Origin of the sequence: Olleya sp. HaHaR_3_96, from assembly GCF_019278545.1 — a bacterium.
Taxonomy (GTDB): Bacteria; Bacteroidota; Bacteroidia; order Flavobacteriales; family Flavobacteriaceae; genus Olleya.
Map to the genome: position 1 here is coordinate 2096390 of NZ_CP058987.1, position 19598 is coordinate 2115987.

The window sequence follows — 19598 nt, forward strand, 5'->3', positions numbered from 1 at the left end:
TTGAAAAAATCAATATACAGTATCGCATTGTTAAGTGTTTTATGGTCTTGTGACTATTTTAAAGCGGAAGCTGAAGAAGATGCTCTGGCTAGAGTAGATGATTCTTTTTTGTACGCTAAAGATCTTAAACTAGTGTTACCAGAAAATTTAACTAAATCTGATAGTGCCATTTTTACTAATAACTTTATTAATAAATGGGCGACGCAACAGTTGTTAGTTCAAGGGGCACAAGTAAACTTATCGGATGCGACAATAGGAAAATTTGATAGATTAATACAGCAGTATAAAAGTGATCTATATAGTAAAGCTTATCTAGAAGCTTTAGTTTCTAAAAATTTGGACACGATTGTCTCTAGTGCAGAAGCAAAAGTATATTACGATACAAATACGGAGGCTTTTAAGTTAAACGAAGATTTAATACAGTTTAGATATATAAATGTTGATGCTAATCGTTTAGATTTAGAAGAGGTTAAAACAAAATTTAAACGTTTTAATAAAGCAGATAAAAAAGAATTAGATTCTATTTCCATTCAGTTTAAATCGTATTCGCTTAAAGATTCTGTATGGATTAGAGTAGATCAGGTTATTAGAAAAATAGAAGCGGTGCGTCCAGAAAACAGAAATGAATTGTTAAAAAAATCTAATTTTATACAACTCAAAGATTCATTAGGATTATATTTGATGCAAATAAATGATGTATTGTTGCGTAATGATACAGCACCACTAGAATACGTAAGACCAACAATTAACCAAATCGTTATTAATAAACGAAAATTGGAATTAATTAAACAATTAGAAAAGGACATTACTAAAGATGCCATTAAAAACGAACAATTTGAAATTTACAATTAAAACTAAAACGTTATCCACTTTTGCGTTTATATTATTAGCAATATTTACTGCTTCAGCTCAAGAAATTATTGACGAAACAGTTCCGGAAAAAATTAAAGATTCTATAGTTTCTAATGGAGCAACAAAAGTAGATGGTGTCGCTGCAGTAGTTGGAGATTACATTGTGTTGGATAGCGATATAGACAAAATGATTTTACAACTTAAAGCACAGGGCGCGTCATTAGAAGGTGTATCCAATTGTCAGTTATTTGGGAAGTTATTAGAAGATAAGCTTTATGCGCATCACGCCATACAAGATAGTATTGTAGTAAATGATGCTGAAATTTCGTCGTATGTAGACCAACAAGTAGAGCAGTTTTTGCAACAAACTAATGGGAACATGGATGAGCTACTTAAATTTTATAAAAAAGATAGCGAAGCAAGTTTCAGAGAAGAAATGTTCGAAATTAATAAGAGCAATAAGTTAGCTTCTGAAATGAAGAATAAAATTATTGATGAGATTGAAGTGACTCCTGAAGAAGTAAGACAGTTTTTTAATAAAATACCAAAAGAAGAACGTCCTAGATTTGGAACAGAACTTAAAGTAGCACAAATAATTATTGAGCCTAAAGTTAATGACGTTGAAAAGCAACGTGTCATAGACCAATTAAAAGAATTTAAAAGAGAAATAGAAGAAGATGGTAAAAGTTTTAGATCTAGAGCTGCATTTTATTCTGATGATCCAGGAACAAAAAAATCAGGAGGAAAATTACCGCCGATGAATAGGTCTAACCCTAGAATGGTAAAAGAGTTTAGAGATGTTGCTTTTTCTTTACAAGAAGGGGAGATTTCTGACCCGTTTGAAACGGACTTTGGGTATCATATTATATACTTAGAAAAAATTAGAGGTCAAGAATATGATGTAAGTCACATTTTATTAGTTCCAGAAATTTCTGATGAAGAAGTTTTAGAGGCAAAAGCAAGAATAGAAAAAATCAGAGACGAAATCAATAAAGGAGATTATACTTTTGCTGAAGCTGCCAAAGAATTTAGTGACGAGGTACAAACAAAATATCAAGGCGGACAGTTAATTAATCCACAAACTCAAGATTACAATTTTGAGTTGACTAAAATGGATCCAGAATTATATGGACAACTTCAAGGTTTAGAAAACAATACAATAAGTGATGTTTTAACGGATTCTGATAGACAAGGAAACCTTAAGTTTAAATTAGTAACTGTTACGGATAGAATAGATGAGCATGACGCCGATTATTCTCGTGATTATTTAAAAATCAAAGAATTAGCATTAAACGAAAAACAATACGAAGCTATTGGTAAATGGCAAAACGAAAAAATAACAGATACCTACATTAAAATAAGCGAATCGCATAGAGACTGTGAATTTAGTAGTAACTGGTTAAAAAATAAATAGAATTTATGTCAGACGTTGCAGCCGTAAAATCTCTAGTAACAAGATACAATGCCTTAAAGCAAGAAGTAGCCAAAGTAATTATTGGACAGGACGAGGTGGTTAATCAGATTTTAATTTCGATTTTTTCTGGTGGACACGCACTATTAATAGGAGTTCCTGGATTAGCCAAAACACTAATGGTTAATACCATTTCTCAAGCTTTAGGATTGGATTTTAAACGTATACAGTTTACTCCAGATTTAATGCCTAGCGACATTTTAGGAAGCGAAATCTTAGACGAAAGCAGACAGTTTAAATTTATCAAAGGTCCAATATTTGCTAATATTATATTGGCTGATGAGATTAACCGTACACCACCAAAAACACAAGCAGCATTATTAGAAGCTATGCAAGAACGTGCTGTTACCGTGTCTGGTCATCACTATAAATTAGACCTACCATATTTTGTTTTAGCAACACAGAACCCAATAGAGCAGGAAGGGACATATCCACTTCCAGAAGCGCAATTAGACCGTTTTATGTTTGCTATTAATTTGGATTATCCAAGTTTTCAAGAAGAAGTAGATGTCGTTAAGGCGACAACTTCAGATCATAGACCAAAAGTTAATGCCTTGTTTACTTCGCAAGAAATCGTAGATTTTCAACAGCTAATTAGACGTATTCCTGTAGCTGATAATGTTATTGAATATGCCGTAACTATGGTTGGAAAAACCAGGCCAAATAGCGACTCTGCAGCAGATTTAGTTAAGCAATATGTAGATTGGGGAGCAGGTCCAAGAGCGTCTCAAAACTTGATTTTAGCAGCAAAAACGCATGCCGCTATTAATGGTAAGTTTTCACCGGATATAGAAAATGTACAAGCAGTAGCAACTAGTATTTTACGTCACAGAATGATTAAAAATTACAAAGCTGAGGCAGAAGGTGTTACTATAGAGCATATTATTAAAAGCTTATTTTAGTATGACTTTGAAACAATTTAAAGTGCCATTATTACTTTTAATAGTAGGAATAGTATTAACTATAGTAGGTGCTGCATTTAAAATTCAAGGGAAGGCCAATGGAAGTATGCTTTTAACTCTAGGGACTTTTACTGAGTTTTGTGCTATATTTCTAGGAATATTAAAACTTATTAAAGTAGCTAGACACAAGTAACTCAATCTTTATCTTTTGAAATCCATAACAGCAAACAAACAAAGAATTTTTGGTTTAGATGTTGTTAGAGCATTAGCGATATTACTGATTCTTTGTTCACATTCTACCATTTTAATTTTCCCGGAATCAGAGTCCATACTTATTAAAACCATTCAGTTTTTTGGAACCATTGGTGTTGATCTCTTTTTTGTGTTAAGTGGTTTTTTAATTGGAGGTATTTTAATCAAACACATAGAAAACAAACAAACTAGCTTCAAACATTTTACGGAGTTTTGGATGCGTCGGTGGTTACGGACGTTGCCTAATTATTATTTAATATTACTTATTAATATTGGATTGCTATTTGTTTTTAATACCCAAATACCAAAGCAACTCTACAAGTATTTCTTTTTTCTTCAAAATTTTTCAAATAAGCAATCTGATTTTTTTACAGAATCATGGAGTTTAACCATCGAAGAGTTTGCCTATCTAATCGGACCCATTTTATTATTTCTTTTAGGTTTGATTTTTAAAAAGAGTGGTAAATGGCTGTTTTTGGGAGTAACACTGCTTGTAATAAGTAGCGCCATCTTTTATAGATTTATTTTTGATGTTAGTATCACGACTATTCCTCACCAATTCTCATGGAGTAAATCCTTACGTAAAGTTGTCGTGTATAGACTAGATAGTGTTTACTACGGTTTTCTGGCAGCCTTTATAGCGTTTTATTATACTAGCGCTTGGAAGCGTTATAAATGGTTAAGTTTTGGTTTAGGTGTTGTCTTGTTTGTTGGTGTTCACGTTTATATTTTTATAAAATCATTAGATCCTGATCATTTTTTATTCTTTTTTAATGTGTATTACTTATCTGCAGTTTCAATAAGTATACTGCTTACATTTCCTTTGTTTTCAAATTGGAGATCATCAGGGATACTTCAAAAACCAATTACAACTATTAGTTTATGGTCGTATTCAATCTATCTAGTAAATTATTCAATAGTATTATTAAGCATTCAACACTGTGTTGCTATTTCAGATCTAACCACATTAACTAAATTAGGTGTTTTAGTAGGCTATTGGAGTGCTACTTTTGTACTTTCTTATCTCTTATTTTCCTTTTTTGAATATCCAATTATAAAATTCAGAGATTCTGCTCGGTTCAAAAGATGGATTACAAGTTAGATTTCTTATTAATTTAATATTTTAAGGTGTTAAAAATTATCATTTTGTTATTTTTTAAGTAATATTTGATCTTATTGCTGCATTTAATTTAGTGAATATTCTAATATCTTAAATATTTTCAAAATACTTCAATTTTTTGTAATTTTGTTTGCCTTAAATAGGCGGTACGATTAAGCTAGGAGGTTAGCTTCATTGGACGATTAAGATTCAAAATAATCCTTTTAATTACTATATGAACACTTATAAAGATTACCTTAAAGAGATTGAAGACAGGAAAGTACTTGGACTTCATCCTAAACCAATTGATGGTGCTGAATTACTTAGCGATATCATTTCTCAAATTATTGATGTAAAAAATGAATTTAGAGAGGAGTCTCTAAACTTTTTTATCTATAATGTTTTACCTGGAACCACTAGTGCTGCAGGTGTAAAAGCTAAGTTTTTAAAGGAAATTATTTTAGGTGAAGCTGTAGTTAAAGAAGTGACACCTGCTTTTGCTTTCGAGCAATTGTCACACATGAAAGGTGGACCATCCATTGAAGTATTATTAGGTTTAGCTTTAGGAAACGATACTGCTATTGCTACAGAAGCTGCAAAAGTATTAAAGACACAAGTGTTTTTATACGAAGCAGATATGGCACTTTTAGAGAATGCTTTTAAAGCAGGTAATACTATTGCAAAAGAGTTGTTAGAGAGTTATGCTAAAGCAGAATTTTTTACAAAACTTCCAGAAGTTGACGAAGAAATAGAAATAGTAACTTTTGTTGCTGGTGTTGGAGATATCTCTACAGATTTATTGTCTCCAGGTGCAGATGCACACTCAAGATCAGATCGTGAATTACATGGTCAATGTATGTTTGAGCATAACAAAGACATGCAGAATCAATTGTTAGCTTTAAAAGCGCAACATCCTGATAAACGTGTGATGTTAATCGCAGAAAAAGGAACAATGGGAGTGGGGTCTTCAAGAATGTCAGGTGTAAATAACGTGGCGTTATGGACTGGAGTTCCTTTTAGTAAATATGTTCCTTTTATCAATTTTGCTCCAGTAATTGCTGGGACAAATGGTATCGCACCAATTTTCTTAACGACGGTTGGAGTAACTGGAGGTATTGGTATTGATTTAAAAAACTGGGAAAAGCAAAAAGATGCTGATGGAAATACTGTTGTAGATGCAGATGGAGAACCAGTTTTAAAGCAAACCTATTCAGTAGAAACAGGTACAGTATTAACCATTAATACTAAGACTAAAAAATTATATAACGGAGATAAAGAGTTAAAAGACATCTCAACTGCATTAACGCCACCAAAAATGGAGTTTATCAAAGCAGGTGGGTCTTATGCTGTTGTTTTTGGAAAAAAATTACAAACATTAGCTTGTAAAATATTAGAAGTAGAGATTCCTCAAGTGTATGCCACTTCAAAAGAAGTATCTATAGATGGACAAGGGCTTACTGCTGTTGAAAAAATCTTCAACAAAAATGCTGTAGGTACAACTCCAGGGAAAACATTACATGCAGGATCTAACGTAAGAGTAGAAGTAAACATTGTAGGATCTCAAGATACTACAGGTTTAATGACGTCTCAAGAATTAGAGATGATGGCAGCGACTATTATTTCTCCAATTGTTGATGCAGGATACCAATCAGGGTGTCATACAGCATCTGTTTGGGATGACAAGTCTAAAGCTAATATTCCAAGGTTAATGACCTTTATGAATGACTTTGGATTAATTACTGCGCGTGATCCTAAAGGAAAATATCATGCTATGACGGATGTAATCCACAAGGTTTTAAATGATCTTGCTGTGGATGATTGGGATATTATTATAGGAGGAGATTCTCATACACGTATGTCAAAAGGTGTTGCTTTTGGAGCCGATTCAGGAACAGTTGCATTAGCATTAGCGACTGGTGAAGCTACAATGCCAATCCCAGAATCTGTAAAAGTTACCTTTAAAGGAGAAATGAAATCTTTTATGGATTTCCGTGATGTCGTGCATGCTACGCAAGAGCAGATGTTAAATCAGTTTGGTGGAGATAACGTATTCCAAGGTAGAATTATTGAAGTTCACTTAGGAACACTTACAGCCGATCAAGCGTTTACATTTACGGACTGGACTGCAGAAATGAAAGCAAAAGCATCTATTTGTATCTCAGAAGAAGACACATTAATAGAATCTTTAGAAATTGCAAAAGGTCGTATCCAAATCATGATTGATAAGGGAATGGATAACGAAAAGCAAATGCTTAAAGGTTTAGTAGAAAAAGCTAATGCTAGAATAGAAGAATTAAAGTCAGGTGCTAAACCAGCTTTAAAACCAGATGCAGATGCTAATTATTTTGCAGAAGTTGTTGTTGATTTAGATGAAATTGCAGAACCAATGATTGCAGATCCTGATGTAAATAATGAAGACGTATCAAAACGTTATACGCACGATAATATCAGACCGTTATCTTACTACGGCGGAACTAAAACCGTAGATTTAGGATTTATTGGATCATGTATGATTCATAAAGGGGATATGCAAATTTTAGCGCAAATGTTGAAGAATATTGAAGCGCAACATGGTAAAGTAGAATTTAATGCACCATTAGTAGTAGCGCCTCCAACTTATAATATTGTTGATGAGTTAAAAGCTGAAGGAGATTGGGATATCTTAGTTAAATACTCAGGTTTTGAATTTGACGATAATGCACCTAAAGGTTTAGCACGTATTAAATATGAAAACATGTTGTATTTAGAGCGTCCAGGATGTAACCTTTGTATGGGGAATCAAGAAAAAGCAGAACCAGGAGATACAGTAATGGCAACATCTACACGTTTATTCCAAGGTCGAGTTGTAAAAGATTCAGGAGAAAAGAAAGGAGAATCTTTATTATCTTCTACACCAGTAGTTGTATTATCTACTATTTTAGGAAGAACGCCTACAATGGCAGAGTATGAAGCTGCAGTTGACGGAATCGTATTAACTAGTTTTAAACCTTCTAAAAAGAAGTTAGTGTTAGCATAATACTTGATAAATATATTAAAAAGCCTGAATCCTAGATTCGGGCTTTTTTATGCGGTAACTTTAAATAGCCGTGACATATAAATAACTTATGTTAGAATCAATCTATACTATTAATGGCGCTTTTAAAGTCTCTCTATATTTCGTACCTTGTAAGAATTAAAGTAGAATCTAAAAAAAATAAAATTTATGGCATTTGATATCGATATGATTAAAGGAGTTTACTCTAAAATGACGGAACGTGTTGATGCAGCACGTAAAGTTGTAGGTAAACCTTTAACACTTTCTGAAAAGATTTTATATTCTCACCTTTGGGATGGAACACCTAATACTGCCTTTGTAAGGGGTAAGGACTATGTGGATTTTGCTCCAGATAGAATTGCATGTCAGGATGCTACAGCTCAAATGGCACTATTACAGTTTATGCAAGCTGGAAAAGACAATGTTGCAGTGCCGACAACTGTGCATTGTGATCACTTGATTCAAGCTAAAGATGGTGCTACAACAGATTTAAAGCACGCCAATAGTGTGAGTAGTGAAGTTTTTAAATTCCTAGAATCTGTCTCTAACAAATACGGAATTGGTTTTTGGAAACCAGGAGCAGGAATTATTCATCAAGTCGTTTTAGAAAATTATGCATTTCCAGGAGGAATGATGATTGGTACAGATTCTCACACAGTAAATGCTGGTGGTTTAGGTATGGTAGCTATTGGTGTTGGTGGTGCTGATGCTGTAGATGTAATGGCAGGTATGGCTTGGGAACTTAAATTTCCTAAACTAATAGGTGTAAGACTAACAGGTAAATTATCTGGTTGGACGGCACCAAAAGATGTCATCTTAAAAGTGGCTGGTATTGTTTCTGCTAAAGGAGGAACAGGAGCCATTGTAGAATATTTTGGTGAAGGTGCTAAATCAATGTCTTGTACCGGAAAAGGGACTATTTGTAATATGGGTGCAGAAATAGGAGCAACAACTTCTACTTTTGGATATGACGAGTCTATGGAGCGTTATTTACGTGCTACAGATAGAGCAGATGTTGCTGATGCAGCAAATCAAGTTAAAGACTATTTAACTGCAGATGCAGAGGTGTATGCTAATCCTGAAAACTATTTTGATCAAGTCATAGATATTAACTTATCAGAATTAGGACCATTATTAAATGGACCTTTTACTCCAGATTTATCAACACCAGTTGGTAAATCTATGGGTGAAAAAGCGACAGCTAACGAATGGCCTTTACAGGTAGAATGGGGACTTATTGGTTCTTGTACTAACTCATCTTACGAAGATTTATCGCGTGCATCTTCTATTGCACAACAAGCGTTAGATAAAGGTATAAAAATGAAAGCAGAATTAGGGATTAATCCAGGTTCTGAGCAAGTACGTTACACAGCAGATAGAGATGGAATTTTAGGAATCTTTGAAAAATTAGACGCTAAAATATTTACTAATGCTTGTGGTCCATGTATTGGACAATGGGCAAGATATAGTGATCCTAAAAATGCACCTAAAAATAGTATCGTGCATTCGTTTAACCGAAACTTTGCAAAACGTGCAGATGGTAATCCAAATACACATGCTTTTGTAGCCTCTCCAGAGATTACAGCAGCTATTGCAATTGCGGGTCGTTTAGACTTTAATCCTTTAACGGATTCTTTATTAAACGAAGAGGGCCAAGAAGTAATGTTTGATGAGCCAACAGGATGGGAATTACCTCCAAAAGGTTTTGAAGTAAAAGAAAATGGATACTTAGCGCCCGATGAAGATGGTAGTGGTGTGGAAGTAAAAGTAGCTTCAGATTCTGAAAGGCTACAATTATTAACACCATTTATACCTATTGGAAATGATATTTCTGGTGCTAAATTATTAATAAAAGCTTTCGGAAAATGTACGACAGACCATATTAGTATGGCTGGACCATGGTTACGTTTTAGAGGGCATTTAGATAATATTTCTAATAACTGTTTAATTGGTGCTGTTAACGCATTTGGTAAGAAGACAAACTTTGTTAAAAATCAATTAACAGGAGAGTTTGGTGGTGTACCAGATACTGCAAGAGCTTATAAAGCTGCGGGTGTTAAAACTATTGTCGTTGGAGATCATAACTACGGAGAAGGATCTTCTAGAGAGCATGCAGCTATGGAGCCAAGACATCTTGGTGTTGTAGCGGTAATTGTAAAATCTTTTGCACGTATCCACGAAACAAACCTTAAAAAACAAGGGATGTTAGGACTAACATTTAATAATGAAGCAGATTACGATTTAATTTTAGAGGATGATACATTCAACTTTGTAGATTTAAACGAATTTGCTCCAGGAAAACCATTAACAATCGCGATTGTTCATGCAGATGGAACAAAGGACACAGTAGTGGTAAATCATACATATAATGAAGCACAAATTGCTTGGTATAACGAAGGAAGTGCACTTAACTTAATTAAAAAAGAGAATAACGCATAATCATTAAATTATAGATATTTAAAACTCCTAAATTTAATTTTAGGAGTTTTTTTTGTTAAATATGTAAGGAATCATTTTAAGAATCGACAATTATAAGAAAAATTGTTAATTAATTAAAACCAAAATTATGATTAGAAAAATGTATTTAGCTGTAATAGCTCTTGGAGTATTAAGTGTATCATGTAGTGATGATGATGATGCAACACTACAAATAGAAACATCCGAATTAACACTAAATCTTTCAGATCTAGACCCACTTGGAGACGACTTTGTATACGAAGGTTGGATAATAGTGGACGGAGCTCCTGTATCTACAGGACGTTTTAGTGATGTTACTTTTCCACAAACATTTCAAGTATTGAGCTCACAATTAGCATCAGCAACAACATTTGTACTATCAATAGAACCTACAGTTGATCCAGATCCAGCTCCAGCAGCAACTAAAGTGTTATCAGGAGATTTTTCAGGAAGCTCAGCAAGTGTAAATTCTAATTTAGTAGCAGATTTTTCTACAGCAGCAGGAACATTTATTTTAGCGACGCCTACAGATATGGATGATACAAATGAAGAAAGTGGCGTTTGGTTTTTAGACAACGCTTCTGGATCAGCCGTAACAGGATTAAATTTACCAGAACTTGCTGATGGATGGAAATATGAGGGATGGGCTGTAATAGACGGTACACCAATAAGTACAGGAACGTTTACAGACGCTTCTATGGCAGATGATAATGCAGCAACGTCTCCTTTTAAAGGTGACGCAGGTAATGGTCCAGGATACCCTGGAGAAGATTACTTACAAAATGCACCTGCAGGATTTACATTTCCAACAGATTTGAGAGGCACTACAATTGTAGTTTCAGTAGAGCCAAGTCCTGATAATAGTGCAGCTCCATTTACTTTAAAACCTTTATTACAAGATGTGGCTATGGATGCAGCTGTACTTACCTCTATAACTATGGGAGTAGGACCAGTGCAATCTTTAATGGGGACAGTAAATAGATAATTTTTAATTGTTTTTTTGTTAGATTTGAAGCACCTAATTGTATTAGGTGCTTCTTATTTTTTAGACTTATGCAAACACCTAAGATTACATTAAAAAATATAGTTTTTGGACTTGTTATAGTCTTATTAATTATTCCTGCTAGTAGGCAATTTATTCAAATACAACTCCATAAAGGCTTGGCATTATTTTCGCCTAGTATTGAAACCGAATCAAACCGAGAGCGAATCGCCAATTATAATTGGAATTTAGTAGATCTAAATGGTAGTGTATATAATTTCCGTCAAGCGGAAAACAAAATCGTACTTGTAAGCTTTTGGGCCACTTGGTGCCCACCGTGTATTGCAGAACTACCAAGTATGCAAAAACTATACGAAACCTATAGCGATAAAATTGAATTTGTATTTGTATCCAACGAAAAAAGAGAAACTATTAAAGCATTTATGGATAAAAACGGGTATGATTTTAAGGTTTATACACCCTTAGAAGCTCCAATAATCAATCAATTTAAGGTAAATAGTATTCCTCGTACATTTTTGATTGATCAAAAAGGAACTATTGTTATTGATAAAAATGGTGCAGCTAATTGGAATAGTGATGCGGTAAAAGGGACTATAGATAAGTTATTGTTACTTTAGCGTTCTAAAAAAAGCTTTTATAAAGCTAAAGCTAAATAAAGACCACATGATTTTTAAGTCTTCGGTAAAAGTAGACTCTTCATCTAAAAAGCGAAACATCGTATTTACATCGTTTTTACTATAGTATTGCTCAAAAATCCATTCTCCTTTGTGATTTTCGTCTTTTAAAACCTTTAAAAATATTTTATCGTAGAATTTATATTTTACTATAAATAGGTTTTTAGAAGGTGGTTGGTTGGCTTTTATGTTGGCAACAACCATAGTTACTTTTTTCTGAGTATGTTTAAATGAATAGCCTGTGGAGGGTTTTACCCAGCCTCCAGCGGTTCCTATTTTAGTAATGTTGGATGTGTTGTTGTTACTAAATGGAAATGTTGTCATTGGTATGACACCAGATTCCGTTTCTGCTATGGTGTAGTTTTCAATTTTTAAATAATCAGAAATGTAGTGTTTGATATAACTATCGTAGGTCGATTCTTTAACAGTGTTTTCTGTAAAATAAGTAAATTCTACTAAAGCTTCAGTCTTAGAAAATGGTAACACATACATAAACGTAGTTTGGTTGCCGTCTTTTAAACGGTAGTCCATCATTGTTATCTGTGTATCATCAAATACAGGGAATTCTGTTCTTATAATCCAACCTTTAAAGTGTTGTAATAATGTTGTGTGTTTTTTATTTTGAGTTGTAAAATCGGGTGTGATTCTACTATCAAAAACATGATTTGCGGTATAGCTATTAGTTTCGGTTATTACTGAAACTAAGTCTTTTTCTGATACTTTTGTAACAGTATCTGTTATAAAGTGAATATTATGCTTCTGTTTTAAATTCGCTTTAGCGTAATTATAAAAATCTAAGGCTCGTATACTTTTATAGGAATAAGGCTTTAGATTTAGTTTTATTTCTTTTTTTGAACTATAAATAGTGGCTTTTTGCCAAGTTTTATAGGGTAATTTCCCCCAAGTGCTATCTTCTGTTTCCCAAAAACTCCACGTTTTGTCATTCTCAGACTTTGTAGAAGGATCTATTAATGCAATTTGTTTATCATTAAAAAAAGCATCATTTCCTAATGCTAAGGCTAGTTGTAGTCCCGCCAATCCATTACCAACTATTATGTAATCATAATGGGGTTTATGCATCTAATTTGTAGGTTACTTTTTAAAATATTTAAAAGGAACGAATAGCATCCCGAAGCATTCTCCATCTCCTTTTCCTAAATGCTTGTGGTGCATTTTATGTGCACGACGTACCCCTTTAGCGTAAGTGTTATTTGCGTTTCTAAATAACTTAAAACGTTGGTGTATAAAAATGTCGTGTACTAAAAAGTAAGCAGCACCGTAGGCCATAATACCAAGACCTATAGGTAGGCAATACCATACGCCTTCATAACTCCAAAGGTAAAAGCACGTCATACTAACGATGGCGTAAAATATAAAAAAGGCATCATTACGCTCAAACCAACTGTCGTGATCTTTGTGATGGTGATCTTTATGTAAGCTCCATAAAAAACCATGCATGACATATTTGTGTGTAAACCACGCCATAAATTCCATTGCAGAAAAGGTTCCTAAAAAAACTAATATCCAATAAACTGTTTGCATTATTATAATAAATTGAGTTGGTATTTTACATAACTACGTGTAAGAAGTTCTGCCTTTTTATAATTAGGGACTCTAATACGTGTGTTTTTTATTTCTAAAGCGGGTGTTTTCTTTAATTTTTTTAATAATTGGTTGTAGTATCGGTAAGCCATAAACACACCAAATTTGGCTTCGATAGGTAATTGTTTGATTCCTTTTAAACCTTCTTCAAAATCACTTTCGATATCCTGAATAATAAACAATTTATCTTCTTCTGTTAAATTAGTTAGATCTGTATTAGGAAAATAGGTTCTATCCAATAGCTCATGGTCAGCTTTTAAGTCTCTTAAAAAATTCACTTTTTGAAACGCAGAGCCTAAAGACATTGCTGTACTTTTAAGTGATTCGTATTTTTCGCTGTCACCTTTAACAAAAACTTTTAAGCACATTAAGCCAACAACATCAGCAGAACCGTAGATATAGTCTTTGTATTCTTGCTCTGTTGTGTATTTAGTTTTTGACAAGTCTAAACGCATACTTTTCATAAACGAGTCCACCATATGCTTATCTATATTGCATTTGTGATACGTGTGCTGAAACGCATTTAAAATAGGATTTAAACTTATCTTTTCTTGTAATGCTAATTCTAGATCATTTTCAAAACGATCAAATAAATCCTTTTTATTATAGTCGTGGAACGTGTCTACGATCTCGTCAGCAAATCGAACAAAGCCATAAATATTATAAATGTCTTGCCTTATTGTATGGGATAACATTTTAGTTGCTAATGAAAATGAAGTACTATAAGAGGTAGTAACCACTTTACTACAATCGTAGGAAACAGCGTCGAATAATGATTTCATCTTTAATTATTATGGTGTTTGTTAATTAATTGTGCGACTAGTTTTCCAGAAATAAGTGCTGGTGGCACGCCTGGACCTGGTACAGTTAGTTGTCCTGTAAAATATAAATTATTGACTTTTTTACTTTTTAATTTCGGCCTTAAAAATGCAGTCTGTAATAGTGTGTTGGCCATTCCGTATGCATTTCCTTTGTACGAGTTGTAATCCTTTTTAAAATCTTTCACACAAAAAGACTCTTTAAAGATAATATTATTTTTAACATCTTGTTTTGTCAATTTTTCAAACCTTGCTAAAATAATGTCAAAATATTGTGCTCTTAACTCTGCTGTATCCTCGATGCCTGGTGCAATAGGTATTAAGAAAAAACCAGTCTCAAAATTTTCAGGAGCCATGCTACTGTCTGTTGTTGAAGGGAAATTAGCATAAAATAAAGGGTCTGATGGCCATTTTGGGTTATCATATATTTCTTCAGCATGGGTCTCAAAGTTGGTGTCAAAAAACAAATTATGGTGTTGAATGTTGTTTAACTTTTTGTCAAATCCAATGTAGAACAATAGGGAGGAAGGGGCGAATGTTTTCTTGCTCCAGTATTTTTCTGAATATTGCCTGTGTTGTTGATCCAACAGTGTTTCAGAATGGTGATAATCTGCACCGCTTAATACAACATCAAAATCTATCGTTTGATTATTAACAACTATGGATGTCGCTTTTTTAGTAGCCACATTAATTTTAGTTATCGGACTGTTTATTTTGAATGTTACACCTAAGCTTTCAGCCAAAGTTTTCATTGCTTTCACTATTTCATACATACCGCCTTTTGGATGCCATGTACCTAAACCAAAATCCGCATAGTTCATAAAATTATAAAACGATGGCGTTTTGTTTGGTTTAGCACCTAAAAACAATACAGGAAACTCTAAAGTAGAGATCAGCATTGGGTTTTTGAATTTTTTTCTGACATCACTACTAATCGTTTTAAAAAATTGATCTACGCGACGAGCTGTTTCTGGTGTTATTAATTCTAAAGGAGAAATTCCTGGTTTTAAAACGACTTTGTTAATGGCTATATCGTAATTTGTTCCTGCTTTTTTTATAAATTTTTTAAGCTGTACAGAACTACCAGGTTCAATGCGCTCAAATTCTATACAGATTTTATCAAGCGTATCTCCAATAGTGATTTCTTCATCTTTAAAAAAGATTTTATAGGCTGGAGATAATTTATCTAATTGATAGTAATCAGATGTCTTTTTACCAAAATCGGCAAAAAAATTATCAAAGATATCTGGCATCCAATACCAGCTGGGGCCAATATCAAACGTAAAACCTTCTTTTTTAAATTGTCTACAACGCCCACCTACGGTTTCATTTTTTTCAAAAACAGTAACTGTGTGACCTGCTTTAGCCAAATAGCAAGCGGCCGATAGAGCAGAAAACCCGGAACCAATAATTGCAATGTTTTTAGTCATTAATTAAAATAAATTAGAAGCTTTCAATAACATCTTTTGTAGAATTGAAAGCAGTTATTTTCGGGTTTATCTCAGAATCAATATAGGCGGTCATTCGCCCAGAAATGATCAGATTATTATTAGTCTTATTTAAAAGTTTTTTATCAAACTCAGCTAAATACTTATTTATATAGTCTTTTTCCGGTTTGACTGTAAAGCAGGAAATAAACGTTATCTTTTTATATTGCGATAATAAGAATTTTAGACTATCGATTGGTACACTTTGACCTAAATAGATGGTATGCGAGCCTTGATTTATAATTTCGTAGTTTGTGTATAACAAACCTAATTCGTGGACTTCATTGTCAGGTAGAAATAAAACATATGTGGTGTCATCATCAGTAGGATTGGAAATGCTTATAGCATGGTCTATGTTGATTAAAATTTTACGTTTTATTAATTCGACTATAAAATGTTCGTGTGCGGCAGTGATGGTGTCTGTTTGCCATAGTATTCCTATATCATCCAATAAAGGCACTAAAATAGTATAGAAAATATGTTTGAAGGAAAATTCACTTATTAAATCATTAAACGTATTGTAAAAGAGTGTTTGATCAAAGTTGATCATCGCTAATTTGAAAATATTAACAGCGTGATTTTTGTTATCACTTTGTTTAGATATTTTTTTTACTAACGAAGGTATTTCTTCTGTTTTTAAATTTGCTATTTTAGATATTTTATAACCATTAGCATTTAAGTAGCTAATGTTTAGAATCTTTTGTAAGCTTGTTAAGCTATAATATCTAATATTAGTTTCTGTTCTGTTTGGTTCAAATAAATTATAACGTTTTTCCCATATCCTTATGGTATGTGCTTTTATACCTGAGAGGTTCTCTAGGTCTTTAATGCTAAATTTTGACTTAATATTGTTCATTATTTTGCTAAATTAGTTAAACAAAACGAGTTTAAGCCCTAAAAGGTTAAACATTTTGAAATAATTAACAGTAAAAAAAAGTTTGGAAAAGTGCGCACGAGAAGACTCGAACTTCCACGATTATAAGTAATCACTAGCCCCTCAAGCTAGCACGTCTACCAATTCCGCCACGTGCGCTAATTTAAAATAAAGATAAAAAAAAAGTTAAGCGATTGCTTAACTTTTTTAGTGACCAGTCTGGGGCTCGAACCCAGGACCCTCTCCTTAAAAGGGAGATGCTCTACCAACTGAGCTAACTGGTCAATATTTGTATTCGTAAAAAGATAAAATAATCAATAATATTTCTTAACTATTTTATTGTGACCAGTCTGGGGCTCGAACCCAGGACCCTCTCCTTAAAAGGGAGATGCTCTACCAACTGAGCTAACTAGTCTTTTCCGTAACGGGGTGCAAATATATAATCTTTTATTAAAAATACAAGGCTATTTTTGATTTTTTTTTTGTTTTTTTGTGTGGTGCTTCTGTATAATTTTAATAATCAATATATAACGTCAAAAATGAATTTAATTTTAGTTGGATATATGGCTTCTGGAAAATCAACAATTGGTGTGAAAACAGCAAAATTGTTAGATTTTAATTTTATAGATTTAGATGCGTACATAGAAAAAAAAGAAAATTTAAGTGTTTCTGCTATTTTTAAAACCAAAGGAGAATTACATTTTAGAAAATTAGAACAGTTGTATCTTAAAGAAATAACTGCTAAAGTTGATAAAACAATTATTTCTTTAGGAGGAGGTACACCTTGTTTTTATGATACAATGACTTGGTTGAATGCATTAGAAAATGTTAAAACGGTTTATCTAAAAACGAGTTTAGATATTTTGACAGATCGGCTTTATAAAGATCGTACAAGACCCTTAATAGCGCATTTAGAGAGCAAAGAGGCTTTAAAAGACTTTATTGCTAAGCATATCTTTGAGCGTTCATATTTTTATAACCAAGCTAATTTGGTTGTTGAGTCTTCTATTTCTGTAGAAGAGACTATAAACTCCATAGTCTCTCAATTAGTTTAAATAGGCTTTCCAGTCTTTTCCTTCTAAATCTACTTGGACATGCTCATGTAAGGAAGTAGATAGAGAGATGCCTTTGTAATCAGCCTTAACAGGGAATTTTTTATGATTTCTATTTACTAATACAGCTGTTTTGAATTGCTTTAAAGGCACATTTAAAAAGTGTTTTACACAATATATTAAGGTAGTTCCAGAGTTAAGAACATCATCAATCAAAACGACGGACTTATTTTGATAGTCTTCCGGCTTGATAGATGTTTTAATTTGTAATCTTGGATTTTTTTTGTCAATGGTTATTTTGCAAAGTATGGGAGTTATAGTTGATATCTTGGATAATATTGTTTTTAACTTTTTAGCAAGAATATACCCATTGGCATCAATTCCGGCAAGTATAATATCTTCCTCATTGATATTGGCCTCGTATATTTGAAAAGCTATTCGTCTTAATTTATTATTAATTGCGTTGCTGTCTAGAATTATATCTTTTAACGGATTCATACTGTTATTGCTCATTTTCGATGTTTAAATTATCTAAATCTCTTCTGTCTTTTTTTGTAGGTCTTCCTACACCTTTTTTCCGGTAATAATCTTTAGCTAATTTAAGTAATTCCTGTGCTTCAAAAGCCGATTTAGGGGTTTTATCTACTCTATACATGTCAACTAATTTGGCTCCAACACGGTTAGGGGGTATATCCAAAACGGTTAATGTATAATTAATTTGATCTTTTCTTAGTTGTATAGTGTCTGTTGGATAAACATCTCTGCTAGGCTTAACCACTTGTTCGTTTATCTTAATGTGACCTTTTTTACAGGCAGTGGTAGCAATGTTTCTGGTTTTGTAATATCTAACACACCACAAATATTTATCTATTCGCATATTAATTATCTAAAATTGACGTTAACGTTATTGTACAAAATTATATTAAAATGTATCTTGCAACTTCAAAAATAAGAATAATGAAATTAAGAAAAATTACTTTCGCACTTTTATCAATATTTATGCTAACTGTAGCATGTAATTCTGATGATGACGATGTCGCGGCTTTTGTTGAAAGAGATAGACAAGAAGTGTACGACGAAAATATTGCCGAAATAGAAGAATATCTTAATACGCATACATATAATTATGAAGATTTTGATTTTACAAATCCTTATTCTTTAGCAAATGATAATTTTGTAATGGTATTTGATACAATTAGCGCTGCAAATGGTAATTTGGATGCAATCTCCCTGATGGATAGTCCACAGTTAGCAAGTAAAATTGTTACTAATGGTGATTTAGATGATATTGATTATAAGCTTTATTATTTAAATTTAAGAGAAGGCTTAGGTGAAGTTGTTCATCCTTTAGATGCAGTGGGAGTAACTTATGAAGGAATACTTTTAGATGGTACTGAGTTTGATAGAAAAGAAGTGATTGATAATACTCTTAATTTAACTGGTGCTGGGGCTACGTTTGGTGTTATCACAGGGTTTAGAGAAGCTCTAATTGAATTTAAAACTAGAGATGGTTATAGTGATAATGGAGATGGTACAAGCGTAAATCACAATTTTGGTATAGGTGCGGCATTTATACCATCAGGCATAGGTTATTTTTCAGGATCTACGACATTGATTCCTAGTTATTATCCTTTAATATTTAAGTTTGGCGTTATTACTAAAATTGTTACAGATTACGACGGAGATTCAGTTCCATCTTATCTTGAAGACTTAGATGGAGATGGAGAAGGTGATGATGAAGATACAGATGGTGATGGGTTTGCAAATTTTGCTGATAGTGATGATGATAACGATGGTATTTCTACTACAGATGAAATTCTAAAAAATGTTTACGTTATTGATACAAATGCTGGCGAGGTAGAGCCTGTTTATGCAAGTAATGAGTATGAAACGTCTAGAAATGATGTCTCAGGTGTGATAACAATTAAAACCATTACATTAGTAGACTCTGATAATAATGGTATACCAGATTATTTAGAAAATACGATTTCAATAAATTACAGTAATTAACAATTATTTGT

18 protein-coding genes and 3 tRNA genes are annotated in these 19598 nt (G+C 32.9%); 11 read left to right on the forward strand and 10 right to left on the reverse strand.

Translation table 11 applies throughout. The features are described 5' to 3' along the window. The 9 genes from H0I26_RS09115 to H0I26_RS09155 all read left to right on the forward strand — a co-directional run bounded on the left by H0I26_RS09115 (window position 1) and on the right by H0I26_RS09155 (window position 11687). Window positions 1-852, forward strand: a complete 852-nt coding sequence (locus H0I26_RS09115; protein ID WP_218701939.1) for a peptidyl-prolyl cis-trans isomerase — start codon at window positions 1-3, stop codon at window positions 850-852. Continuing rightward, window positions 836-2266, forward strand: coding sequence for a peptidylprolyl isomerase (locus H0I26_RS09120; protein WP_317618227.1), 1431 nt, complete (start codon window positions 836-838; stop codon window positions 2264-2266). Before H0I26_RS09115 ends, H0I26_RS09120 begins: the two co-directional genes overlap by 17 nt. Window positions 2267-2271: 5 nt before the next feature. Next, window positions 2272-3225, forward strand: a complete 954-nt coding sequence (locus H0I26_RS09125) for an AAA family ATPase (RefSeq protein ID WP_218701941.1) — start codon at window positions 2272-2274, stop codon at window positions 3223-3225. 1 nt (window position 3226) lies between these two features. Beyond that, window positions 3227-3418 (forward strand): gliding motility protein GldL, encoded by a 192-nt coding sequence (locus H0I26_RS09130; protein WP_218701942.1) that lies wholly within the window; start codon window positions 3227-3229, stop codon window positions 3416-3418. Window positions 3419-3433: 15 nt separating this feature from the next. Beyond that, window positions 3434-4579, forward strand: a complete 1146-nt coding sequence (locus tag H0I26_RS09135; RefSeq protein ID WP_218701943.1) for an acyltransferase family protein — start codon at window positions 3434-3436, stop codon at window positions 4577-4579. A gap of 232 nt (window positions 4580-4811) precedes the next feature. Then, window positions 4812-7592: a bifunctional aconitate hydratase 2/2-methylisocitrate dehydratase gene (locus tag H0I26_RS09140; protein WP_218701944.1), complete on the forward strand. Its 2781-nt coding sequence runs from the start codon at window positions 4812-4814 to the stop codon at window positions 7590-7592. A gap of 186 nt (window positions 7593-7778) precedes the next feature. Then, the gene (locus H0I26_RS09145; RefSeq protein WP_218701945.1) at window positions 7779-10049 is read left to right on the forward strand and encodes an aconitate hydratase; all 2271 of its coding nucleotides are present in this window, start codon (window positions 7779-7781) and stop codon (window positions 10047-10049) included. A gap of 127 nt (window positions 10050-10176) precedes the next feature. After that, a complete protein-coding gene (locus H0I26_RS09150; RefSeq protein ID WP_218701946.1) occupies window positions 10177-11052 on the forward strand; it encodes an anti-sigma factor in 876 nt (291 codons plus the stop codon). A 68-nt stretch (window positions 11053-11120) separates the two neighbouring features. Continuing rightward, window positions 11121-11687 (forward strand): TlpA family protein disulfide reductase, encoded by a 567-nt coding sequence (locus H0I26_RS09155; protein ID WP_218701947.1) that lies wholly within the window; start codon window positions 11121-11123, stop codon window positions 11685-11687. Here H0I26_RS09155 and H0I26_RS09160 read toward each other — a convergent pair. The 8 genes from H0I26_RS09160 to H0I26_RS09195 all read right to left on the reverse strand — a co-directional run bounded on the left by H0I26_RS09160 (window position 11679) and on the right by H0I26_RS09195 (window position 16940). After that, entirely contained in the window at window positions 11679-12824 is a 1146-nt protein-coding gene (locus tag H0I26_RS09160; protein WP_218701948.1) for a lycopene cyclase family protein, read from the reverse strand. The genes H0I26_RS09155 and H0I26_RS09160 overlap by 9 nt on opposite strands. Before the next feature lie 12 nt (window positions 12825-12836). Next, the gene (locus H0I26_RS09165) at window positions 12837-13286 is read right to left on the reverse strand and encodes a sterol desaturase family protein (RefSeq protein ID WP_218701949.1); all 450 of its coding nucleotides are present in this window, start codon (window positions 13284-13286) and stop codon (window positions 12837-12839) included. A gap of 2 nt (window positions 13287-13288) precedes the next feature. Further along, complete coding sequence (locus H0I26_RS09170) at window positions 13289-14128, reverse strand: phytoene/squalene synthase family protein (RefSeq protein ID WP_218701950.1); 840 nt, start codon at window positions 14126-14128, stop codon at window positions 13289-13291. A gap of 2 nt (window positions 14129-14130) precedes the next feature. Beyond that, entirely contained in the window at window positions 14131-15594 is a 1464-nt protein-coding gene (locus H0I26_RS09175; protein ID WP_218701951.1) for a phytoene desaturase family protein, read from the reverse strand. Between the two features lie 13 nt (window positions 15595-15607). Next, window positions 15608-16507 (reverse strand): MerR family transcriptional regulator, encoded by a 900-nt coding sequence (locus tag H0I26_RS09180; protein ID WP_218701952.1) that lies wholly within the window; start codon window positions 16505-16507, stop codon window positions 15608-15610. Between the two features lie 91 nt (window positions 16508-16598). Beyond that, window positions 16599-16684 (reverse strand) — tRNA-Leu (locus H0I26_RS09185). Between the two features lie 52 nt (window positions 16685-16736). Beyond that, window positions 16737-16809: transfer RNA gene (locus tag H0I26_RS09190), tRNA-Lys, on the reverse strand. Between the two features lie 58 nt (window positions 16810-16867). Next, window positions 16868-16940: transfer RNA gene (locus H0I26_RS09195), tRNA-Lys, on the reverse strand. A gap of 124 nt (window positions 16941-17064) precedes the next feature. Here H0I26_RS09195 and H0I26_RS09200 point away from each other — a divergent pair. Further along, entirely contained in the window at window positions 17065-17580 is a 516-nt protein-coding gene (locus H0I26_RS09200) for a shikimate kinase (RefSeq protein ID WP_218701953.1), read from the forward strand. On the opposite strand, the gene H0I26_RS09205 is transcribed toward H0I26_RS09200, so the two are convergent. Continuing rightward, window positions 17572-18075, reverse strand: coding sequence for a phosphoribosyltransferase family protein (locus H0I26_RS09205; protein WP_218702067.1), 504 nt, complete (start codon window positions 18073-18075; stop codon window positions 17572-17574). The genes H0I26_RS09200 and H0I26_RS09205 overlap by 9 nt on opposite strands. Window positions 18076-18079: 4 nt before the next feature. After that, window positions 18080-18454, reverse strand: a complete 375-nt coding sequence (locus H0I26_RS09210; protein ID WP_218701954.1) for an RNA-binding S4 domain-containing protein — start codon at window positions 18452-18454, stop codon at window positions 18080-18082. A gap of 80 nt (window positions 18455-18534) precedes the next feature. On the opposite strand from H0I26_RS09210, the gene H0I26_RS09215 reads away from it, so the two are divergent. Then, window positions 18535-19587: an FKBP-type peptidyl-prolyl cis-trans isomerase gene (locus H0I26_RS09215; RefSeq protein ID WP_218701955.1), complete on the forward strand. Its 1053-nt coding sequence runs from the start codon at window positions 18535-18537 to the stop codon at window positions 19585-19587. Window positions 19588-19598: the final 11 nt, after the last annotated feature.